At 62.4% G+C, this 14,864-nt stretch carries 15 protein-coding genes and 1 tRNA gene; 5 read left to right on the top strand and 11 right to left on the bottom strand.

Features of this window, described 5'->3' with window-relative positions:
* Positions 1-69 precede the first annotated feature (69 nt).
* Positions 70-456, bottom strand: a complete 387-nt coding sequence (gene gcvH, locus ACQCST_RS09065; RefSeq protein ID WP_426998927.1) for a glycine cleavage system protein GcvH — start codon at positions 454-456, stop codon at positions 70-72.
* 118 nt (positions 457-574) lie between these two features.
* On the opposite strand from gcvH, the gene ACQCST_RS09060 reads away from it, so the two are divergent.
* The 3 genes from ACQCST_RS09060 to ACQCST_RS09050 all read left to right on the top strand — a co-directional run bounded on the left by ACQCST_RS09060 (position 575) and on the right by ACQCST_RS09050 (position 2,528).
* A complete protein-coding gene (locus ACQCST_RS09060) occupies positions 575-1,249 on the top strand; it encodes a hypothetical protein (protein ID WP_426998926.1) in 675 nt (224 codons plus the stop codon).
* A 26-nt stretch (positions 1,250-1,275) separates the two neighbouring features.
* Positions 1,276-2,151: a DNA-formamidopyrimidine glycosylase family protein gene (locus tag ACQCST_RS09055; RefSeq protein ID WP_426998925.1), complete on the top strand. Its 876-nt coding sequence runs from the start codon at positions 1,276-1,278 to the stop codon at positions 2,149-2,151.
* 98 nt (positions 2,152-2,249) lie between these two features.
* The gene (locus tag ACQCST_RS09050) at positions 2,250-2,528 is read left to right on the top strand and encodes a YdeI/OmpD-associated family protein (RefSeq protein WP_426998924.1); all 279 of its coding nucleotides are present in this window, start codon (positions 2,250-2,252) and stop codon (positions 2,526-2,528) included.
* A 90-nt stretch (positions 2,529-2,618) separates the two neighbouring features.
* On the opposite strand, the gene ACQCST_RS09045 is transcribed toward ACQCST_RS09050, so the two are convergent.
* The 10 genes from ACQCST_RS09045 to ACQCST_RS09000 all read right to left on the bottom strand — a co-directional run bounded on the left by ACQCST_RS09045 (position 2,619) and on the right by ACQCST_RS09000 (position 12,352).
* A tRNA-Pro gene (locus ACQCST_RS09045) sits at positions 2,619-2,695 on the bottom strand.
* Positions 2,696-2,834: 139 nt separating this feature from the next.
* Entirely contained in the window at positions 2,835-4,385 is a 1,551-nt protein-coding gene (gene der / locus ACQCST_RS09040; RefSeq protein WP_426998923.1) for a ribosome biogenesis GTPase Der, read from the bottom strand.
* Positions 4,386-4,437: 52 nt separating this feature from the next.
* Positions 4,438-5,079: a lysophospholipid acyltransferase family protein gene (locus tag ACQCST_RS09035; RefSeq protein ID WP_426999128.1), complete on the bottom strand. Its 642-nt coding sequence runs from the start codon at positions 5,077-5,079 to the stop codon at positions 4,438-4,440.
* Between the two features lie 67 nt (positions 5,080-5,146).
* On the bottom strand, positions 5,147-5,860 hold the full coding sequence (gene cmk, locus ACQCST_RS09030; protein ID WP_426998922.1) for a (d)CMP kinase: 714 nt from the start codon (positions 5,858-5,860) through the stop codon (positions 5,147-5,149).
* Complete coding sequence (locus ACQCST_RS09025; RefSeq protein WP_426998921.1) at positions 5,860-6,969, bottom strand: prephenate dehydrogenase; 1,110 nt, start codon at positions 6,967-6,969, stop codon at positions 5,860-5,862. The genes cmk and ACQCST_RS09025 overlap by 1 nt, the downstream gene beginning before the upstream one ends.
* A 3-nt stretch (positions 6,970-6,972) precedes the next feature.
* Complete coding sequence (locus tag ACQCST_RS09020; RefSeq protein ID WP_426998920.1) at positions 6,973-8,211, bottom strand: pseudouridine synthase; 1,239 nt, start codon at positions 8,209-8,211, stop codon at positions 6,973-6,975.
* 109 nt (positions 8,212-8,320) lie between these two features.
* The gene (gene scpB / locus ACQCST_RS09015; protein ID WP_426998919.1) at positions 8,321-8,980 is read right to left on the bottom strand and encodes an SMC-Scp complex subunit ScpB; all 660 of its coding nucleotides are present in this window, start codon (positions 8,978-8,980) and stop codon (positions 8,321-8,323) included.
* On the bottom strand, positions 8,977-9,762 hold the full coding sequence (locus ACQCST_RS09010) for a segregation and condensation protein A (RefSeq protein WP_426999127.1): 786 nt from the start codon (positions 9,760-9,762) through the stop codon (positions 8,977-8,979). Before ACQCST_RS09010 ends, scpB begins: the two co-directional genes overlap by 4 nt.
* 119 nt (positions 9,763-9,881) lie before the next feature.
* The gene (locus ACQCST_RS09005; RefSeq protein WP_426998918.1) at positions 9,882-10,781 is read right to left on the bottom strand and encodes a ParA family protein; all 900 of its coding nucleotides are present in this window, start codon (positions 10,779-10,781) and stop codon (positions 9,882-9,884) included.
* 227 nt (positions 10,782-11,008) lie between these two features.
* Entirely contained in the window at positions 11,009-12,352 is a 1,344-nt protein-coding gene (locus ACQCST_RS09000) for a cation:dicarboxylate symporter family transporter (RefSeq protein ID WP_426998917.1), read from the bottom strand.
* A gap of 138 nt (positions 12,353-12,490) precedes the next feature.
* Between ACQCST_RS09000 and ACQCST_RS08995 the strand changes: the two genes are divergently transcribed.
* Both ACQCST_RS08995 and ACQCST_RS08990 read left to right on the top strand, forming a co-directional pair.
* Entirely contained in the window at positions 12,491-14,131 is a 1,641-nt protein-coding gene (locus ACQCST_RS08995) for an ATP-binding protein (protein WP_426998916.1), read from the top strand.
* The gene (locus ACQCST_RS08990; protein ID WP_426998915.1) at positions 14,128-14,841 is read left to right on the top strand and encodes a response regulator; all 714 of its coding nucleotides are present in this window, start codon (positions 14,128-14,130) and stop codon (positions 14,839-14,841) included. The genes ACQCST_RS08995 and ACQCST_RS08990 overlap by 4 nt, the downstream gene beginning before the upstream one ends.
* Positions 14,842-14,864 lie beyond the last annotated feature (23 nt).

Raw genomic sequence — 14,864 nt, 5'->3', positions numbered from 1 at the left:
TCGGCCCGTTATCCGGCCACTGAACCCAATACTTCGATCCCGATGGCCGGCCGGACGGACCGGTTAGCTTTAGCCTACCTGCTGTTCGTACTCCGATGCACTGAGCAACGAGTCGACTCCGTCTGCCTCGGCCAGTTTGACCTCAATGAGCCAGCCTTCGCCGTAAGGGTCCGTGTTGATGAGGGCAGAATCAGTATCAAGCGCCTCGTTTCGGGCCACAATCTCGCCGCTTACCGGCGCAAAGATATCGCTGACGCTCTTGGTCGACTCAACTTCTCCCACGACGTCGTTCGCGGTGACCGAAGTCCCGACTTCCGGCATCTGCGCGTAGACGACGTCGCCGAGCGCGTCCTGCGCGAAGTCGGTGATGCCAACGCGGACCACGCCTTCAGCATTCGGTGCGGAAATCCATTCGTGCTCGGCAGTGTAAGACAGATCTGCGGGAATGTTGCTCATCAGGGGCCTTTCATCGGGTCAATCACCAATGTCAACGGCGGCGTGCAAAACAAGCCACCGCTGAAAGTATAGGCACATCTCCTCAGGCCCCGGCGGCGTCTCTGGCATGATGGGTGCCATGGCGGAACACGCACAGGTACCGGTCAGGAAAAAGGGCAATTGGGGCGCCAAAATCATCGTGGTCCTGGTGGCACTGCTTATCGTTGTCATCGCCTACTTCGCCCTCGCATCCATCCTTCCTGTCTGGTGGGCGAATGTGATCCGCAACCAGGTTCAGGGCAATCTGGGCGCCGGGATCCTGGTTGGCATGTTCTACGGGTTCGAGTTTACTTTTGTTCCGCTGCTGGTGGTCTGGCAGGCCACACACAAAGCCGTCAAGTGGGGCTGGAAAATTGTCATTGTGCTGCTGGCAGTGGCTCTGGCAACACCTAACCCCATGACGGCCGGCATCCTGATCACCAATTCCGAAGCGGCCCATAACGGTCAGCGAATCTTCGGCACCGAGCCCACCTGGTTCCCGATGTGGACCCAGGTTTCGGCCACTGCGGCGTTCGTGATTTTCGTGGCCAGTGTCATTCTTTGGACCATCTGGTGCGGCCGCGGGAAAAAAATGAAGGCATTGAAGCAACCCGAAGCCGAGCGCGTCAAGGCAGCCAAGCAGGCCGGGAAAGAAGCGAAGGATGCCGGGCGTCCGACGTCGGGCCTTGCCGCTATCTTTGACGACGCGAAGACGCGCGTTGTCGACATCTTTGACCCGAAGCCGGTCCTCGACGGTAGGGCCGACAACAACTAAGCACAGGACGGGCGGTATCTGCCAAAGTGCCAGAGCTCCCTGAAGTGGCCGGACTGGCCGCCTTTCTGAGCACCCGGCTCAGCGGAGCCGTCGTGACAAAAATCCAGATCACCTCGTTCGCGGCACTGAAGACCGCCGATCCACCCTACTCGGCTCTCGAGGGCAGGGAGATTACCGGTGTCGACCGCTTCGGAAAGTTCGTCTGCCTGCGCACAGACGGCATGTGCTTCGTCTTTCATCTCGCCCGGGCGGGATGGCTGCGCTACACCGAATCGCCGTCCGCGGCCCAACTCCTGTTGGGGCAGAGCAACATCGCCGCCAGGCTTGGCTTCGCCCGGACCGGCCCGGACGCCCACATTGGAATGGACCTGACCGAAGCCGGCACCAAGAAAAGCCTGGCCGTGTATGTTGTACGGGATCCAATGCAAGTTCCCGGGATTGCGGCTCTCGGTCCCGATCCGTTCCATCCTGATTTCGATGTCCGGACGCTTGCACGGATTCTGGCTTCTAGTCGCCAGCAGATCAAGGGACTGCTCCGCAACCAAAACGCCATCGCCGGAATCGGGAACGCCTACAGCGACGAGATTCTGCACGCAGCACGCATCTCCCCCTTCGCTATCGCCTCTTCCTTTGACATCGCCGCAGTGGAGGTCCTCTGGGAAGCCGTCCACACCGTACTTGGCGCCGCGGTGACAGAAGCAGTGGGAAAGGAACCCGGCGAACTCAAAGAAACCAAGCGGACCCAGATGAGAGTCCACGGCCGCGCCGGTCAGCCGTGCCCGGTCTGCGCAGATACGGTCCGCGAGGTTTCCTTTGCCGACACCGCGCTGCAGTACTGCCCGACATGCCAGACCGAGGGAAGGATCCTCGCAGATCGGCGGGCCTCCCGCTTCCTGAAATAGCACCGGCTGGACCCACTGCAGTGGAAGCCCTTGGGACGCGGACAGTGGCTGTCCGCGACTCCGTTGAATCTGCTGTGAGCCGGGGCCAACCTAAATCCATGAGATACGTAACCGGCGACGAACAACTGCCCTGGGGCGGCTTGTCCAGACCGGCACAGCCTATGTCACAGGCTGTCCGTGAGGCCTTGGAACAGGCTGACCTGTTTGCCGAGTATGACGCGCGCCCCGCATACCAACGAAATGATTATCTGGCCTGGATCCAGCGTGGACAGCGTCCGGAGACACGGCTCCGACGGCTGGGCCAGATGATCGTTGAGGTGGCCCATGGCGGGACCTACATGGGGATGCGGCACAACCCATCGCACCGCGACACCTGAGGCGCAGCGCGCGCTAACGGGGTCCACGCCGGTACCGGGCCAAGGACACAAAGAAGCGTCCCGGAGACGAATCTCCGGGACGCTTCCCGTTGGTCGGGCTGACAGGATTTGAACCTGCGACCCCTTGACCCCCAGTCAAGTGCGCTACCAAGCTGCGCTACAGCCCGTTAGTCCCGCCGTTCTCCGCCGCGGTAAATTCCTAAGGTATTCACCTCAGCAGTCCGGCCGAACCACCTCCAAAAGCTTACACGATTCCGGAGGGTGCCCGTGACATTTCCGCCGTACCACGGGACTGGTGTGTCCTAATTAACGCTTCTTGCCGCGCTTTTCGCGGACACGCATGTTGACTTCGATGGGCGTCCCATCAAAACCGAACGTTTCGCGCAGGCGGCGCGTGATGAAGCGCCGGTAGCCCGGGTCCAGGAACCCGGTGGTGAACAGCACAAACTTCGGCGGCCGGCTGGAGGCCTGGGTGCCGTAAAGGATCCGCGGCTGCTTTCCGCCACGGACAGGGTGCGGGTGCGCCGCCACGAGTTCGCCGAGGAACGCGTTGAGCCGTCCTGTCGGAATCCGCTTGTCCCAGTTCTCCAGGGCAAGGTCCAGCGCGGGCACCAGGCGGTCCTTGTGCCACCCGGTCTTGGCCGAGATATTAACACGCGGAGCCCACTCAACGTGCGCCAGATCCTGCTCAATTTCACGTTCCAGGTACCGGCGGCGTTCGTCGTCCAGGAGATCCCACTTGTTGAACGCCAGCACCATGGCGCGCCCTGATTCAATGGCAAGCTGCAGAATGCGGACATCCTGCTCGCTCAGGACCTCGTCCACGGCCAGAAGCACGACGGCGACCTCTGCCTTCTCCAGGGCGCTCTGCGTCCGCAGTGAGGCGTAGTAGTCTGCGCCCTGGGCCATGTGCTGCCGGCGCCGGATGCCGGCTGTGTCCACGAAACGCCAGGTGCGTCCGCCGAGTTCGATAAATTCATCCACAGGATCGCGGGTGGTGCCGGCGGTGTTGTCCACCACCACACGTTCGGACCCTGCAAGTTTGTTCAGGAGCGAGGACTTACCGACATTAGGACGGCCGATCAGCGCGATACGGCGGGGCCCGCCGGAACGCTCAAGGCCTTCGATGGTGGAGAACTCCGGGAGTGTGTCAACCACATGGTCCAGGAGGTCGGCCACACCACGGCCGTGAAGGGCTGACACCGGGTACGGTTCGCCGAATCCCAGTCCCCACAGCGTGGCGGAATCGGCTTCCTGCGCAAAGTCATCCACCTTGTTGGCCACCATGATGACCGGCTTCTTGCTCTTGCGCAGCATCTTCACAACGCCCTCGTCGGTGGCTGTCGCGCCCACGGCCGAGTCAACAACAAAGAGCACGGCATCAGCCAGTTCGACGGCCATTTCGGCCTGTTCAGCTACGCGGGCGTGAATGCCACGGGCATCGTGCTCCCACCCGCCGGTGTCAACCAGGGTGAAGTTGCGGCCGTTCCACTGCGCTGAGTACATCACGCGGTCACGGGTGACGCCCGGTGTGTCTTCAACCACGGCTTCGCGGCGGCCCAGGATGCGGTTCACCAGAGTGGATTTGCCCACGTTCGGGCGGCCGATAATCGCCAGCACCGGGTCGAGTTTGACCGGGCCGTCGAAGTCCTCGTCGCCGTAGAGGCCGCTCAGCAGCGCGGCGTCTTCCTCATCCAGTTCATAGTCATCCAGGCCGGCGCGGAGCGAGGCCGCGCGGACCTCTGCCTCGTCATCGTCCAGGGCAGCCAGCCGCTCAGCCACCTGGTCTGTGCCGGTGGGCGTGTATTCGTCTTCGCCGGCGCCGGAGTGGCCGGAGGTTTGAGTCGTATCGCTCATTGCACTTTCCTTAGTGGTGATCTGCCGGCGTCCCGGCTACTGCTGTGTGTCATCATTGCGGGGAATCCGCGTGGGGCAAAGGCTGCCCACTGTCTTTGATTGCCTGTTGGACATGCCTCGCCAGCGCAGCGCGGATTTCCGTTCCCGCCCTGTCCATTGAAGCACGGCCAGTCTCGCCGGGACTGCGTCTGACCGTGACGGGCTTGCCGAAACTCACGTGAAGCCTTCTGCCTGGCCGGGGAACGGTGTCCAGGTGTTCGCAGCCTATCCGCGTGCCAAGGATGGCCACCGGCACTATCTTTGCGCCGGAGTTAAGGGTCAGCCACGCCACACCGTTATTGATTCCCGCCGCCTGGCCGCTTCCCCGCGTTCCCTCGGGAAGGATCCCTACGCAGAATCCTGCGTCGAGCAGGCTCTTGCTCAGCTGCAATGCTGCGCGGTCTCCGGAGCGGTCAACAGGAATCTGACCTGATGCCCGCAGAACCCGGCCCATGAAACCCTTGAACATCTCCTTCTTGACCAGGATGTGCATTGGCCGCGGGGCTGCGCCGAACATCACGGGTCCATCCAGGAAACTGATGTGGTTGCCGGCGAATATCACCGGACCCTCCACCGGAACGTTGTTACGCCCGGTCACCGAGGTGCGGTACAGGACGTGGTCCAGGAACCAGCCCACCGGACGGCTCCACACCATTGCCAAGGGGTGCGGGGGCCCCATACGCAGTGTGGTCTTCCCCTGGGTCATCCCACCTGCCCATGCCTCAATCACGATTAATGACCTTGCTCACAATCCCCAGTGCGGCCTGGACCGTCTGCTCGAAGTCCAGCTCCGAGGAATCCAGCGTGACCACTCCGTCCGCCGCCTGCGTGAAGTTCACCACCGTGGAATCCTTGGCATCGCGGTGCGTCACCTGGGCTGCCAGCTGTTCGGCATTCTGTGTGCCGCCGAGCTGGATTCCCCGTCGCCGCAGCCGCGCCTGCTCGCTCGCAGTGAGCAACATGCGGACTTCGGCACCGGGCACGACGACGGTGGTGATGTCCCGCCCTTCAACCACCATTCGGCGGTGGTGCTTTTCGATCAGCTCACGCTGCCGGCGGATGAGTTCGGTGCGGGCACCGAGCGTGGTGGCCACAGCGCTGACCGCAGCCGAAATGGCCGGTTCACGGATTACCTCGGTGATGTCAGTTCCGCCCACCAGGACGTACTCGTCATACGGGTTGGTGCTGATGTCGAGCGGCATGTCTTTGGACGCCTGCTCCACGGCAGCGCCGTCGCTGAGATCTGTTCCGCCATTGAGGCAGTACCAGGTCACGGCCCGGTACATGGCACCTGTGTCCAGGTAGGCCAGTTTCAGCCTCCTCGCAACTTCCTTGCTGACGCTGGACTTGCCCGAACCGGATGGTCCATCGATGGCCACCACCAGTGACCTGCCCTGGCGTAGCGCGGGAAGGGTGTCGATCAGTTCCTGAGTCATTACTGCAGTACCCGCCATCCTCGGTCGTTAAGGGCTTCGATCAGCAGGTCATGCTTGTTGGGCAGCACAGACAGTTCCACCATGCCCACGTTCTGGCCGGACGAGTGGTCGAGCCGGAGATCTTCAACATTCACGCCGATCTCTCCGATTTCAGTCAGCAGCCGGGCAATCTGGCCAGGCTTGTCGTCAACCAGGACAGTCAGCCAGGAATACGCCTGCGGCGGGCCGCCGTGCTTGCCGGGGATGCGCGATTGGCCGGAGTTTCCCTCGCTGATCAGCTGGGCAAGATCAAGCCTGGCACCTGGTGCGGTTGGGTCTTCCAGCGTCCCGATCAGGCGGTTGAGGTCTTCACGGACACCGTGCAGGATGTCCACCAGCTTTCCGGCATTGGCGCCCAGAATCTGAACCCACAAGGTGGGATCACTCGCGGCAATCCGGGTGACGTCGCGCAGCCCGTTCCCTGCCAGCGACAGTGCATGAGCAGGTGTGCCCTGGAGTCGGCTGGCCAGAAGCGAGGACATGATCTGCGGCAGATGGGAGACCAAGGCCACGGCCTCGTCGTGTTCGTCCGCCGTGAACTGGGAAACAACTGCCCCCAGGTCGGAGGCAAGGGCACGCGCCGTCTGCAACGCAGCCGCAGACGTATCTTCCGAAGGGCACAAGACCCATGGCATGGAGGTGAACAGCTCGCCACGGGCAGCCACCGGCCCGGACTTCTCCCGGCCAGCCATAGGATGGGTCCCCACGTACCGGTCCAGATCAACCCCGCGCTGGCGCAGATCTTCCTGGATGCCGGCCTTGATGCTGGCGATATCCACCACAACAGCCCGGGGATAGTCAGCGAGGGCACGTTCAACAACGTCCGCTGTGACGTCCGGCGGCGCCGCGACAACCACCAGCTCCGGCTGCTCAGTGCCCAGGGCAGCCAGCGGCAGCCCTGCCCCGATGTCCACAGCCACGGCCTGATTGGTGGGCGACGGATCCGAAAGATACACGGCGACGCCGCGTCCCCGCAGTCCCAGGCCAATGCTGGCGCCGAGCAGCCCGGTGCCAATCACGGCAACCGGACCGTTCAGGTGTCCTCGGCCCTGGGTACGAAATGCCGACATGCCTCAGAGCCCTACGGATGCGAGCAGGTGACCGACTTCCTGTTTGCCGAGGTTACGGATGCTGCCCTGTCGCTGGTCGCCCAGGCCGATGGGACCGATCTTGACGCGCACCAGGCGGAGTACCGGGTACCCGACCGCGTCAAACAGTCGCCGGACAATGCGGTTCCGGCCCGAGTGCAACACCACTTCGATCAGCACGTGGCCCGGGGTGGAGTCAACGAGCTTAAAGGAATCGACGGAAGCGATGCCGTCCTCAAGCTCAACGCCGGCCCTCAGCTCGGCGCCAACCCCCTGCGGGAACGGTCCGCGGACCTGGACCAGGTACGTCTTGGGCACCTCATACGAAGGGTGCGTCAGACGGTTGGCGAGTTCGCCGTCGTTGGTCAGGAGCAGCAACCCCTCGGTGGCGACGTCCAGCCGGCCTACATGGAACAGGCGTTCGCCGTGGCTGTTGCGGACGAAGTCGCTGATGCACGGCCGTCCGTCCGGGTCCTCCATGGTGGAGACAACACCCTTTGGCTTGTTGAAGACCATGTAGACGAGCGTGTCATCGAGCTGGATGCGTAGACCGTCCACATGGATCACCGCAGAGGTGGGATCGACGCGGACTCCGAGCTCGGTGACCACCTGGCCGTCGACTTCCACGCGACCCTCGTCGATCATCTCTTCGCAGACGCGGCGTGAGGCCACGCCTGCCTGGGCCATGACCTTTTGCAGCCGGACGCCGTCCGAATCATGGAGCTCGGACTGGGGAACATCACCGCGGGGACCGCGCTTGCGGGCAGGCTTGCGGATGGGCCCAAGGTTCTGGCCGAACCGTTCGCCGCCAAATGCACGGGTGCCGAACGTCTTGGCGGCACCGGACCGCGGCTTCGGCTTGAGGGCGCCTGGAGATCCCGGAGTCTTGCCGAACCCGGGTTTGCGCGCGCCGGGCTTGCGTGCTGGCGGCTTTGCTCCGGCAGCGCTGCGGCCAGGGGCGGCCGATTCGCCGCTCGCGGCCGGCTGCTCATCGGGATCGATAAAGCGTTCCTCGCGCGGCCTGGGTGCCTTGTATGGGCGGTCACCGTAGGGGCGGTCGCCTCCCTTGGAGAAATCGCGCTTGCCGCCGCCGAAGCCCCCGCTGCGCTGGCCGGAGCCGCCACGGCTCCCGCCGCCCTGGGCTGAATTGCCCGTTGAATTGCGTTCTGAACTGTTTCGTCCCGAACTGTTACGTGGTGAACCCTGGCGTCCCGCCTGTGTCATGACCCGTCCTTCGTTGTGTTGGCCGGCAATGGTTATCCAAAGACAACACTAGCCAGCCGTGCAGATTAAATCTGCCCTGTTGAATACTCGTGTGCAGACAGAAAGCTGCCTACATTCTCCCGGCGTCGTAAAACTCTTCAATGCCTTCGAGCCCCGGAAGATGCGGTGAAAGCTGAGGCAACTCAGCCACCGAGCCGATTCCCATGCGTTCCAGGAAATACGACGTTGTGCGGTACAGGATGGCACCCGACTCAGGATCATTTCCTGAGTCTTCGATCAGTCCGCGCTGGGTTAGCGTCCGCACAACAGAGTCAACATTGACTCCCCGAATTGCAGACACCCTTGCCCTCGATACGGGCTGGCGATACGCGATCACGGCAAGTGTTTCAAGTGCCGCCTGCGTAAGCCGGGCTGTCTGGCCTTCAAGCACAAAAGCACCAACGACGTCGGCAAATTCGGTGCGTGAATAAATCCGCCAGCCTCCGGCGATGTTCCGCAATTCAAAACCCCGGGGCGTGGAGCTGAAGCCAGCATCGCTGGCAACGTCCGTGTCCGGGGCTTTAACAGTATAGCCGTTATACTCACGCTGAAGTTCCGCCAGCAGTTGCTCGACGACGGCGACCGTCAGGTTCAGTCCGGTGGCCAGCTCAGTGGCCGTGGCCGGCTGGTCCAGCACCATCAGCACAGCTTCGATGGCTGCACGTGCGCCGCCGGGCAGGTTGGTGACGTCCGGCCCATCCTGGACCACTTCAGACGCTGCTTCGCTCAAGGTTGCTCCTCATACTCTTCACTCAGGTTTTCGCTGTTCCAGCCGCTCCCTTCGGCAGTCCAGTGGACCGTCAGGTCGCCGAGGGGTGCCAGCTGGTCAAACGCCACCACCTTGTCCCGGAACATCTCCAGCAAGGCCAGGAACCTTGCCACAACTACGAGGGTGGACTCGGCGTCGGCGATCAGGGCGCGGAACGTCAGTGGTCTCCCGTGCTGCAAGCGCAGGCCCATGAGCTCCGCCTGTTCCTTCACGCTGACGGCACTTGCATGAAGATGCGCTAGCCCGACTTCCGTTGGGATGGCGTCCCTAGGCTTCAGCGCCGCTTCTGCAAGAGCAGCGAACTGCCGGGGAGTATGCTTCCAGACGAGCTCCGGAAGCAGGGCCGCGAAATGGCACTCGAGCGCCACTTGCCGTGGAAATCTGAGGGATTCGAGCTCAAGGGTGGAATTCATCAGGGCGGCCACCTGCTTGAATGCCTTGTACTGAAGGAGCCGCGCGAACAGGAGATCCCGCGCCTCGAGCAAGGCAATGTCCTCGTCATCCTCAACTTCTCCAGCCGGCAGGAGCCGTGCGGCTTTCAGGTCAAGGAGAGTGGCCGCAATAACCAGGAATTCACTTGCCTCATCGAGCGCCCACTCTTCGCCCAGCCGTTGGAGCTTCCTGATGTACTTGATGAACTCATCGGTGACCGTGGCAATGGCCACCTCAGTGATGTCGAGCTGATGCTTGGCAATCAATCCGAGCAAGAGGTCAAAGGGTCCGGTGAAATTGGCCAGCCGCACCTCAAAGCCAACCCTTTTCCCCTCCCGCGCGCCGTCGTCGTTCGTTGCGGTTTCCTGACCCGCAGGCTGCTGGAGGGTGAGCTCCGAACTGGGAGCCCTTGTCACGGCCACGGCCCTGGCTAGGGCGCGCCGCCGCGCGAGATCAGCTCTTTGGCCAGGCGGCGGTAGGCATCGGCGCCAATGTGGTTTCCGGCGAAGCTGGTGATCGGTTCGGCCGCCACCGTGGCGTCCGCGAACTTGATGGAGCGCTTGATGACCGTCTCGAAGACTTTGTCGCCGAATGCTTCCACCAGCCGGGTGATGACTTCACGGCTGTGCAGGGTGCGGGCGTCATACATCGTGGCGAGGACTCCGTCCACGTGGAGCCGCGGGTTCAGGCGGTCCTGGACTTTGTCGATGGTCTCCACCAGCAGTGCCACCGCGCGCAGTGCGAAGAATTCGCAGATCAGCGGGATGATGACCCCATGGGCGGCCGTGAGGGCGTTCACGGTGAGCAGGCCCAGAGAGGGCTGGCAGTCAATCAGCACGACGTCGTAGTCGTCCTCGACTTTTTTGAGTGCACGGTCCAGGACCTGTTCACGGGCAACTTCGTTGACAAGCTGGACCTCGGCTGCAGAAAGGTCGATGTTGGCAGGCAGCAGATCAACATTTTCGACGCCGGTCTGTTGGATGGCATCCCGGATATCCACTTTGCGGTCCATCAGCACGTTGTAGACGGTCAGATCGAGTTCGTGGGGATTGGCTCCAAGGCCTGCGGAAAGGGCACCCTGGGGATCGAAGTCCACCAGAAGTACCCTGCGGCCGTATTCTGCCAGCGCCGCCGCCAGGTTGATCGTTGAGGTGGTTTTACCCACCCCGCCTTTCTGGTTGACCATGGCAATAACCCGTGCCGGTCCGTGGGATGACAGCGGCGCGGGCTCCGGAAATTCGCGGTGGGGGCGCCCGGTTGGCCCCATCACGGCGTCTTCCAGGTCGAGTTCCGTGCCTTCCAGAGTTGCTGAACCCTGTTCGCTGCTCACGTATCTATCCACACTTTCGATGACGGTGATTTTCCTGCCGCTGGATATCCAGCGCCGATCCTGCTTCTCACATAGGTTACAGCGCCCGACACGGTATTCAACGGAACTTGACACCCGCCCTCAACTGAGCCTTTACCTTCTGGTAGAAGCTCAAGGTTAGACTGTTCCCCACAAAAAACCGCCCTGACCATCAGTCGTCAGGGCGGTCTTCCGTGAAACCGGACTGTTCAGGCGTGGGCCGGGACCGTTCCAGTGCCGCCGTCAGCCTCGGCGTGGCTGTGGTGTGCAACCATGGTCAGTTCGTCGAACGGCACCTCACCGGACAGCACACGTTCCACCTGTTCGCCGTCGATTTCCTTGACCCACGTCCCGATAAGGACTGTGGCCACGGCGTTGCCGGTGAAGTTGGTGAGAGCGCGGGCCTCTGACATGAACCTGTCAATCCCCACGATCATGCCCACGCCACCCAGCAGTTGGGGCGCGTGCGCCTGAAGGCCCGCAGCGAGTGTGGCGAGTCCTGCACCGGTAACACCGGCAGCGCCTTTGGAGGCAATGATCATAAAGACCAGGAGGGAGATCTGCGCACCGAGATCCAGGGGCGTACCCATAGCGTTGGCAACGAACAGTGACGCCATGGTCAGGTAGATCGCCGTGCCGTCCAGGTTGAAGGAGTATCCGGTGGGAACCGTGACACCGACCACCGGCTTGGAGACACCCAGGTGTTCCATCTTGGCGATCAGACGTGGCAGCGCGGCTTCAGAAGATGACGTGGAGAAAATCAGCAAATACTCCCGTGCCAGGTACCTCATGAGCTTGAAGATGCTGACACCCGCCACCACCTGGAGAATACCGCCAAGGATAACCACAATGAACAGAGCGCAGGTGATGTAGAAGGCGATCATCAGCGTGAACATGCTCACGATTGCCTGGAAACCCGTGGCACCTACGACGGCGGCGATCGCACCGAACGCACCCACCGGTGCAAGCCACATGATCATGATGAGGATGCGGAACACAAGCACCTGGCCGTGGCCGATGGCCTTGAGGACCGGGGTGCCCTGGGGTCCCATCTTCTGCAGGGCGAAACCCACGAGGATGGCCGCGAACAGCGTGGGGAGTACCGGGATGTCACCGGGAATGATTCCCAGCAGGAAGTCGACAGTACTGTCAGTGGCCGCCTTCTTGTTGGGATCGTAAGGAGACAGTTTCAGCCCTTCGCCCGGGTGGATGAGGTTGCCCACCACGAGGCCGATTGCAAGGGCAAACGTAGACATGACGATGAAGTAACCCAGCGCCAGTCCGCCGACCTTGCCGACTGTGGCAGCCTTGGCGATGGAGCCGATGCCCAGCACGATGGTGCAGAAGATGATCGGGGCAATCATCATTTTGATCAGCTTGATGAAGCCGTCGCCGAGGGGCTTGAGCGATTTGCCGACTTCAGGGAACAGCAGCCCGATGGCCGCACCGAGAACGACGGCGATGATGACGGCGATGTAAAGGTAATGGGATTTGTCGAGTCCCTTACGGGCGGCTTTGACCGGCGCGCCTGACTCTCCTCGTTGAGAGGCCATGGGTTGTCTCCTTGGATAGGCTGGACGTCGGTTCGGAACACCATCTGGGCTCATCACGTCGGTCCTGTGTGATATCCATCATTGGGTACAGAGTGATTTGGCTCACGGTTGCGTTCATATTGGTCATGGGAGGTGTTGATGATTCACCGCTGGAGTATCGCCCGCAGGCTGTTCGTGGCCCATTTGCTGTTTATGCTCGCCCTCACGGCGATCGTGGGCACAGCCACTTTCATAGACGCCCGTGACCATGCCTACGACGAGGCCGGCCGCCGGATGTCCGGATTAGCAACGGCCATTGCAGACAACCCCTTCGTGCTCCAGGCTGCAGAATCCGCCGATCCGTCAGCGGTGCTCCAGCCCTACGCGCTGGAGGTGATGGGTGATGCGGACGCGGACTTCATCACTATCATGGCGCCGGACCGCACCAGGTGGACCCATCCCAGCGACGAACAGCTGGGTAAGCCGTACATCGGTTCGATCGACGCCGCCCTGCAGGGTCAGGTCTTCACGGAGATCACTGCCGGAACCCTCGGCCCCTCGGTGCGCACCATAGCGCCGGTGCAGGATACGGCCGGAAACGTAAAAGCCCTGGTTTCGGCAGGTGTCACCGTGCATTCAGTGGACATCGCCCTGTCCGGCCGGCTGCCTGCACTCCTCGCGATTGCCCTGGCGCTGCTGGCGGGCGGGTCAGTGGCTTCCTGGCTGCTGGGCCGTTACCTCCGGAACGTGACGCGTGGGTGGGGGCCGGAACAGCTTGCCCAGCTGTTTGCCTACTACGAGTCAGTACTGCACTCGGTCAGGGAAGGCGTCATCCTGATAGACATCAAGGGAAGGGTGGTGATGTACAACGATCAGGCCGCCGAACTGCTGGGGCTGGCACAGCGCGGGACCGACGGCGATCCGGTACGGCCGCCGTCGCTCGCTGATCTTCCGCTGGCAGCCAGCCTGAAAGGGCTCTTTGAGTCAGGCAGGACGGCCCACGATGAAATCCACCTGACGGAGTCCGGAATCCTGGTGGTGAACCAGAGTCCGGCCGTGGGTCCGGGCTCCCCTGCCGGACGGCAGCGCCCGGCCGTGTTCGGAACAGTGGCCACCATCCGGGACCGCACCGAAATCGAATCACTCGGGAGCGAGCTGGAAACCATGCGTACCCTGTCCGATGCGCTCCGCGCCCAGACCCATGAACACGCAAACAGGCTCCACACCATTGTGTCGCTTATGGAGCTCGGACGGTCCGGGGAAGCTTTGGATTTTGCCACCAAGGATCTTGAGCTGAGCCAGCAGCTCACTGATGAAATGGTCAGTTCAATAGACGAGCCGGTCCTCAGCGCCCTTATTATGGGCAAGGCGGCCCAGGCACACGAACGCGGAGTGGAACTGGCCCTCAGAGCCTTCGGATCAACCCTCCTCGATGGGCTGGCGGTCCAGGATCTGGTCACCATCCTTGGTAATCTGCTGGACAACGCTATCGATGCCGCAGCTGACGCCGCAACCCCCAAACGGGTGGAGCTGACGGTGGACTCCAGAATGGCAGGCCTGGAAATCACTGTCCATGACACCGGGCCCGGAATCGACCCGGAATCGGTGGACGACGTCTTCCGCCACGGTTACAGCACCAAGCCGGCAGGCAGATTCGGCCGCGGGCTGGGCCTGGCACTTGTCCGGCAGGCAGTCCACCGACTTGGCGGCACCATGAACATCACCAACGAGGGCGGGGCACGGTTCAATGTGATCCTCCCCCCGGCAGCAACTGGCCGCCGCCCAGAGGAGAAACAGTGACCGATATCCGTGTACTCGTCGTCGAAGACGAGCCCGTGGCTTCGGCGGCCCACGCCGCCTACGTGGGCCGACTCGAGGGTTTTTCCCTGGCCGGAACAGCCGCGGACGGGCAGTCGGCGCTCCGACTACTCAGCGAGTTTTCTGCCGCCGGGACTCCGGTAGAGCTGGTGCTGTTGGACATGAACCTCCCTGACCTTCACGGACTCGATATTGCGCGCCGGATGCGGGCCACGGGCGTATTTGCCGACATCATTGCCATCACCGCAGTCCGGGAACTTGCGATCGTCCGCAGTGCCGTGGCAATCGGCGTCGTGCAGTACCTCATCAAACCGTTCACCTATGCAACCTTTGCCGACAAACTGGCCAGCTACCGCCTGTTCCGGCAACAGCTGGCTTCGGCGGATTCCGGGGCGGCAAGAACCGGAGCGTCGCAAAGCGACGTGGACCAGGCTTTTGCCAGCCTGCGAGCACCATCGGAGCTGCCGCTCCCCAAGGGACTGGCGCCCTCAACCTTGGAAGCTGTCCGGGAATTTATGAAACAGCAGCATGATGCCGTGTCAGCGGCAGAGGTCATGGACGTACTGGGAATATCACGGGTAACAGCCCGACGCTACCTGGAATACCTCGCCGATGCCGGCACGGTATCCCGGGCCGCCCGCTACGGGGCACCGGGGCGTCCCGAGAACGAATACCGATGGTCGAATCGCTGATCATTGAGGTCACCAGAAACGCC

The sequence above is a fragment of the Pseudarthrobacter sp. N5 genome (assembly GCF_050157035.1).
Taxonomy (GTDB): Bacteria; Actinomycetota; Actinomycetes; order Actinomycetales; family Micrococcaceae; genus Arthrobacter.
The sequence above is the reverse complement of the archived record's forward strand: the minus strand, read 5'-3'. Positions and strand labels throughout refer to the sequence as shown.

What these genes read in the sequence shown, in the direction of transcription:
- der (WP_426998923.1), bottom strand. Translation starts at nt 4,385, where the DNA reads ATGAGCGATACGACTCAAACCTCCGGCCACTCCGGCGCCGGCGAAGAC.
- ACQCST_RS09025 (WP_426998921.1), bottom strand. Translation starts at nt 6,969, where the DNA reads ATGTCGGCATTTCGTACCCAGGGCCGAGGACACCTGAACGGTCCGGTT.
- cmk (WP_426998922.1), bottom strand. Translation starts at nt 5,860, where the DNA reads ATGACTCAGGAACTGATCGACACCCTTCCCGCGCTACGCCAGGGCAGG.
- ACQCST_RS09035 (WP_426999128.1), bottom strand. Translation starts at nt 5,079, where the DNA reads ATGGTGTGGAGCCGTCCGGTGGGCTGGTTCCTGGACCACGTCCTGTAC.
- ACQCST_RS09000 (WP_426998917.1), bottom strand. Translation starts at nt 12,352, where the DNA reads ATGGCCTCTCAACGAGGAGAGTCAGGCGCGCCGGTCAAAGCCGCCCGT.
- ACQCST_RS08995 (WP_426998916.1), top strand. Translation starts at nt 12,491, where the DNA reads ATGATTCACCGCTGGAGTATCGCCCGCAGGCTGTTCGTGGCCCATTTG.
- ACQCST_RS09050 (WP_426998924.1), top strand. Translation starts at nt 2,250, where the DNA reads ATGAGATACGTAACCGGCGACGAACAACTGCCCTGGGGCGGCTTGTCC.
- ACQCST_RS09020 (WP_426998920.1), bottom strand. Translation starts at nt 8,211, where the DNA reads ATGACACAGGCGGGACGCCAGGGTTCACCACGTAACAGTTCGGGACGA.
- ACQCST_RS09060 (WP_426998926.1), top strand. Translation starts at nt 575, where the DNA reads ATGGCGGAACACGCACAGGTACCGGTCAGGAAAAAGGGCAATTGGGGC.
- gcvH (WP_426998927.1), bottom strand. Translation starts at nt 456, where the DNA reads ATGAGCAACATTCCCGCAGATCTGTCTTACACTGCCGAGCACGAATGG.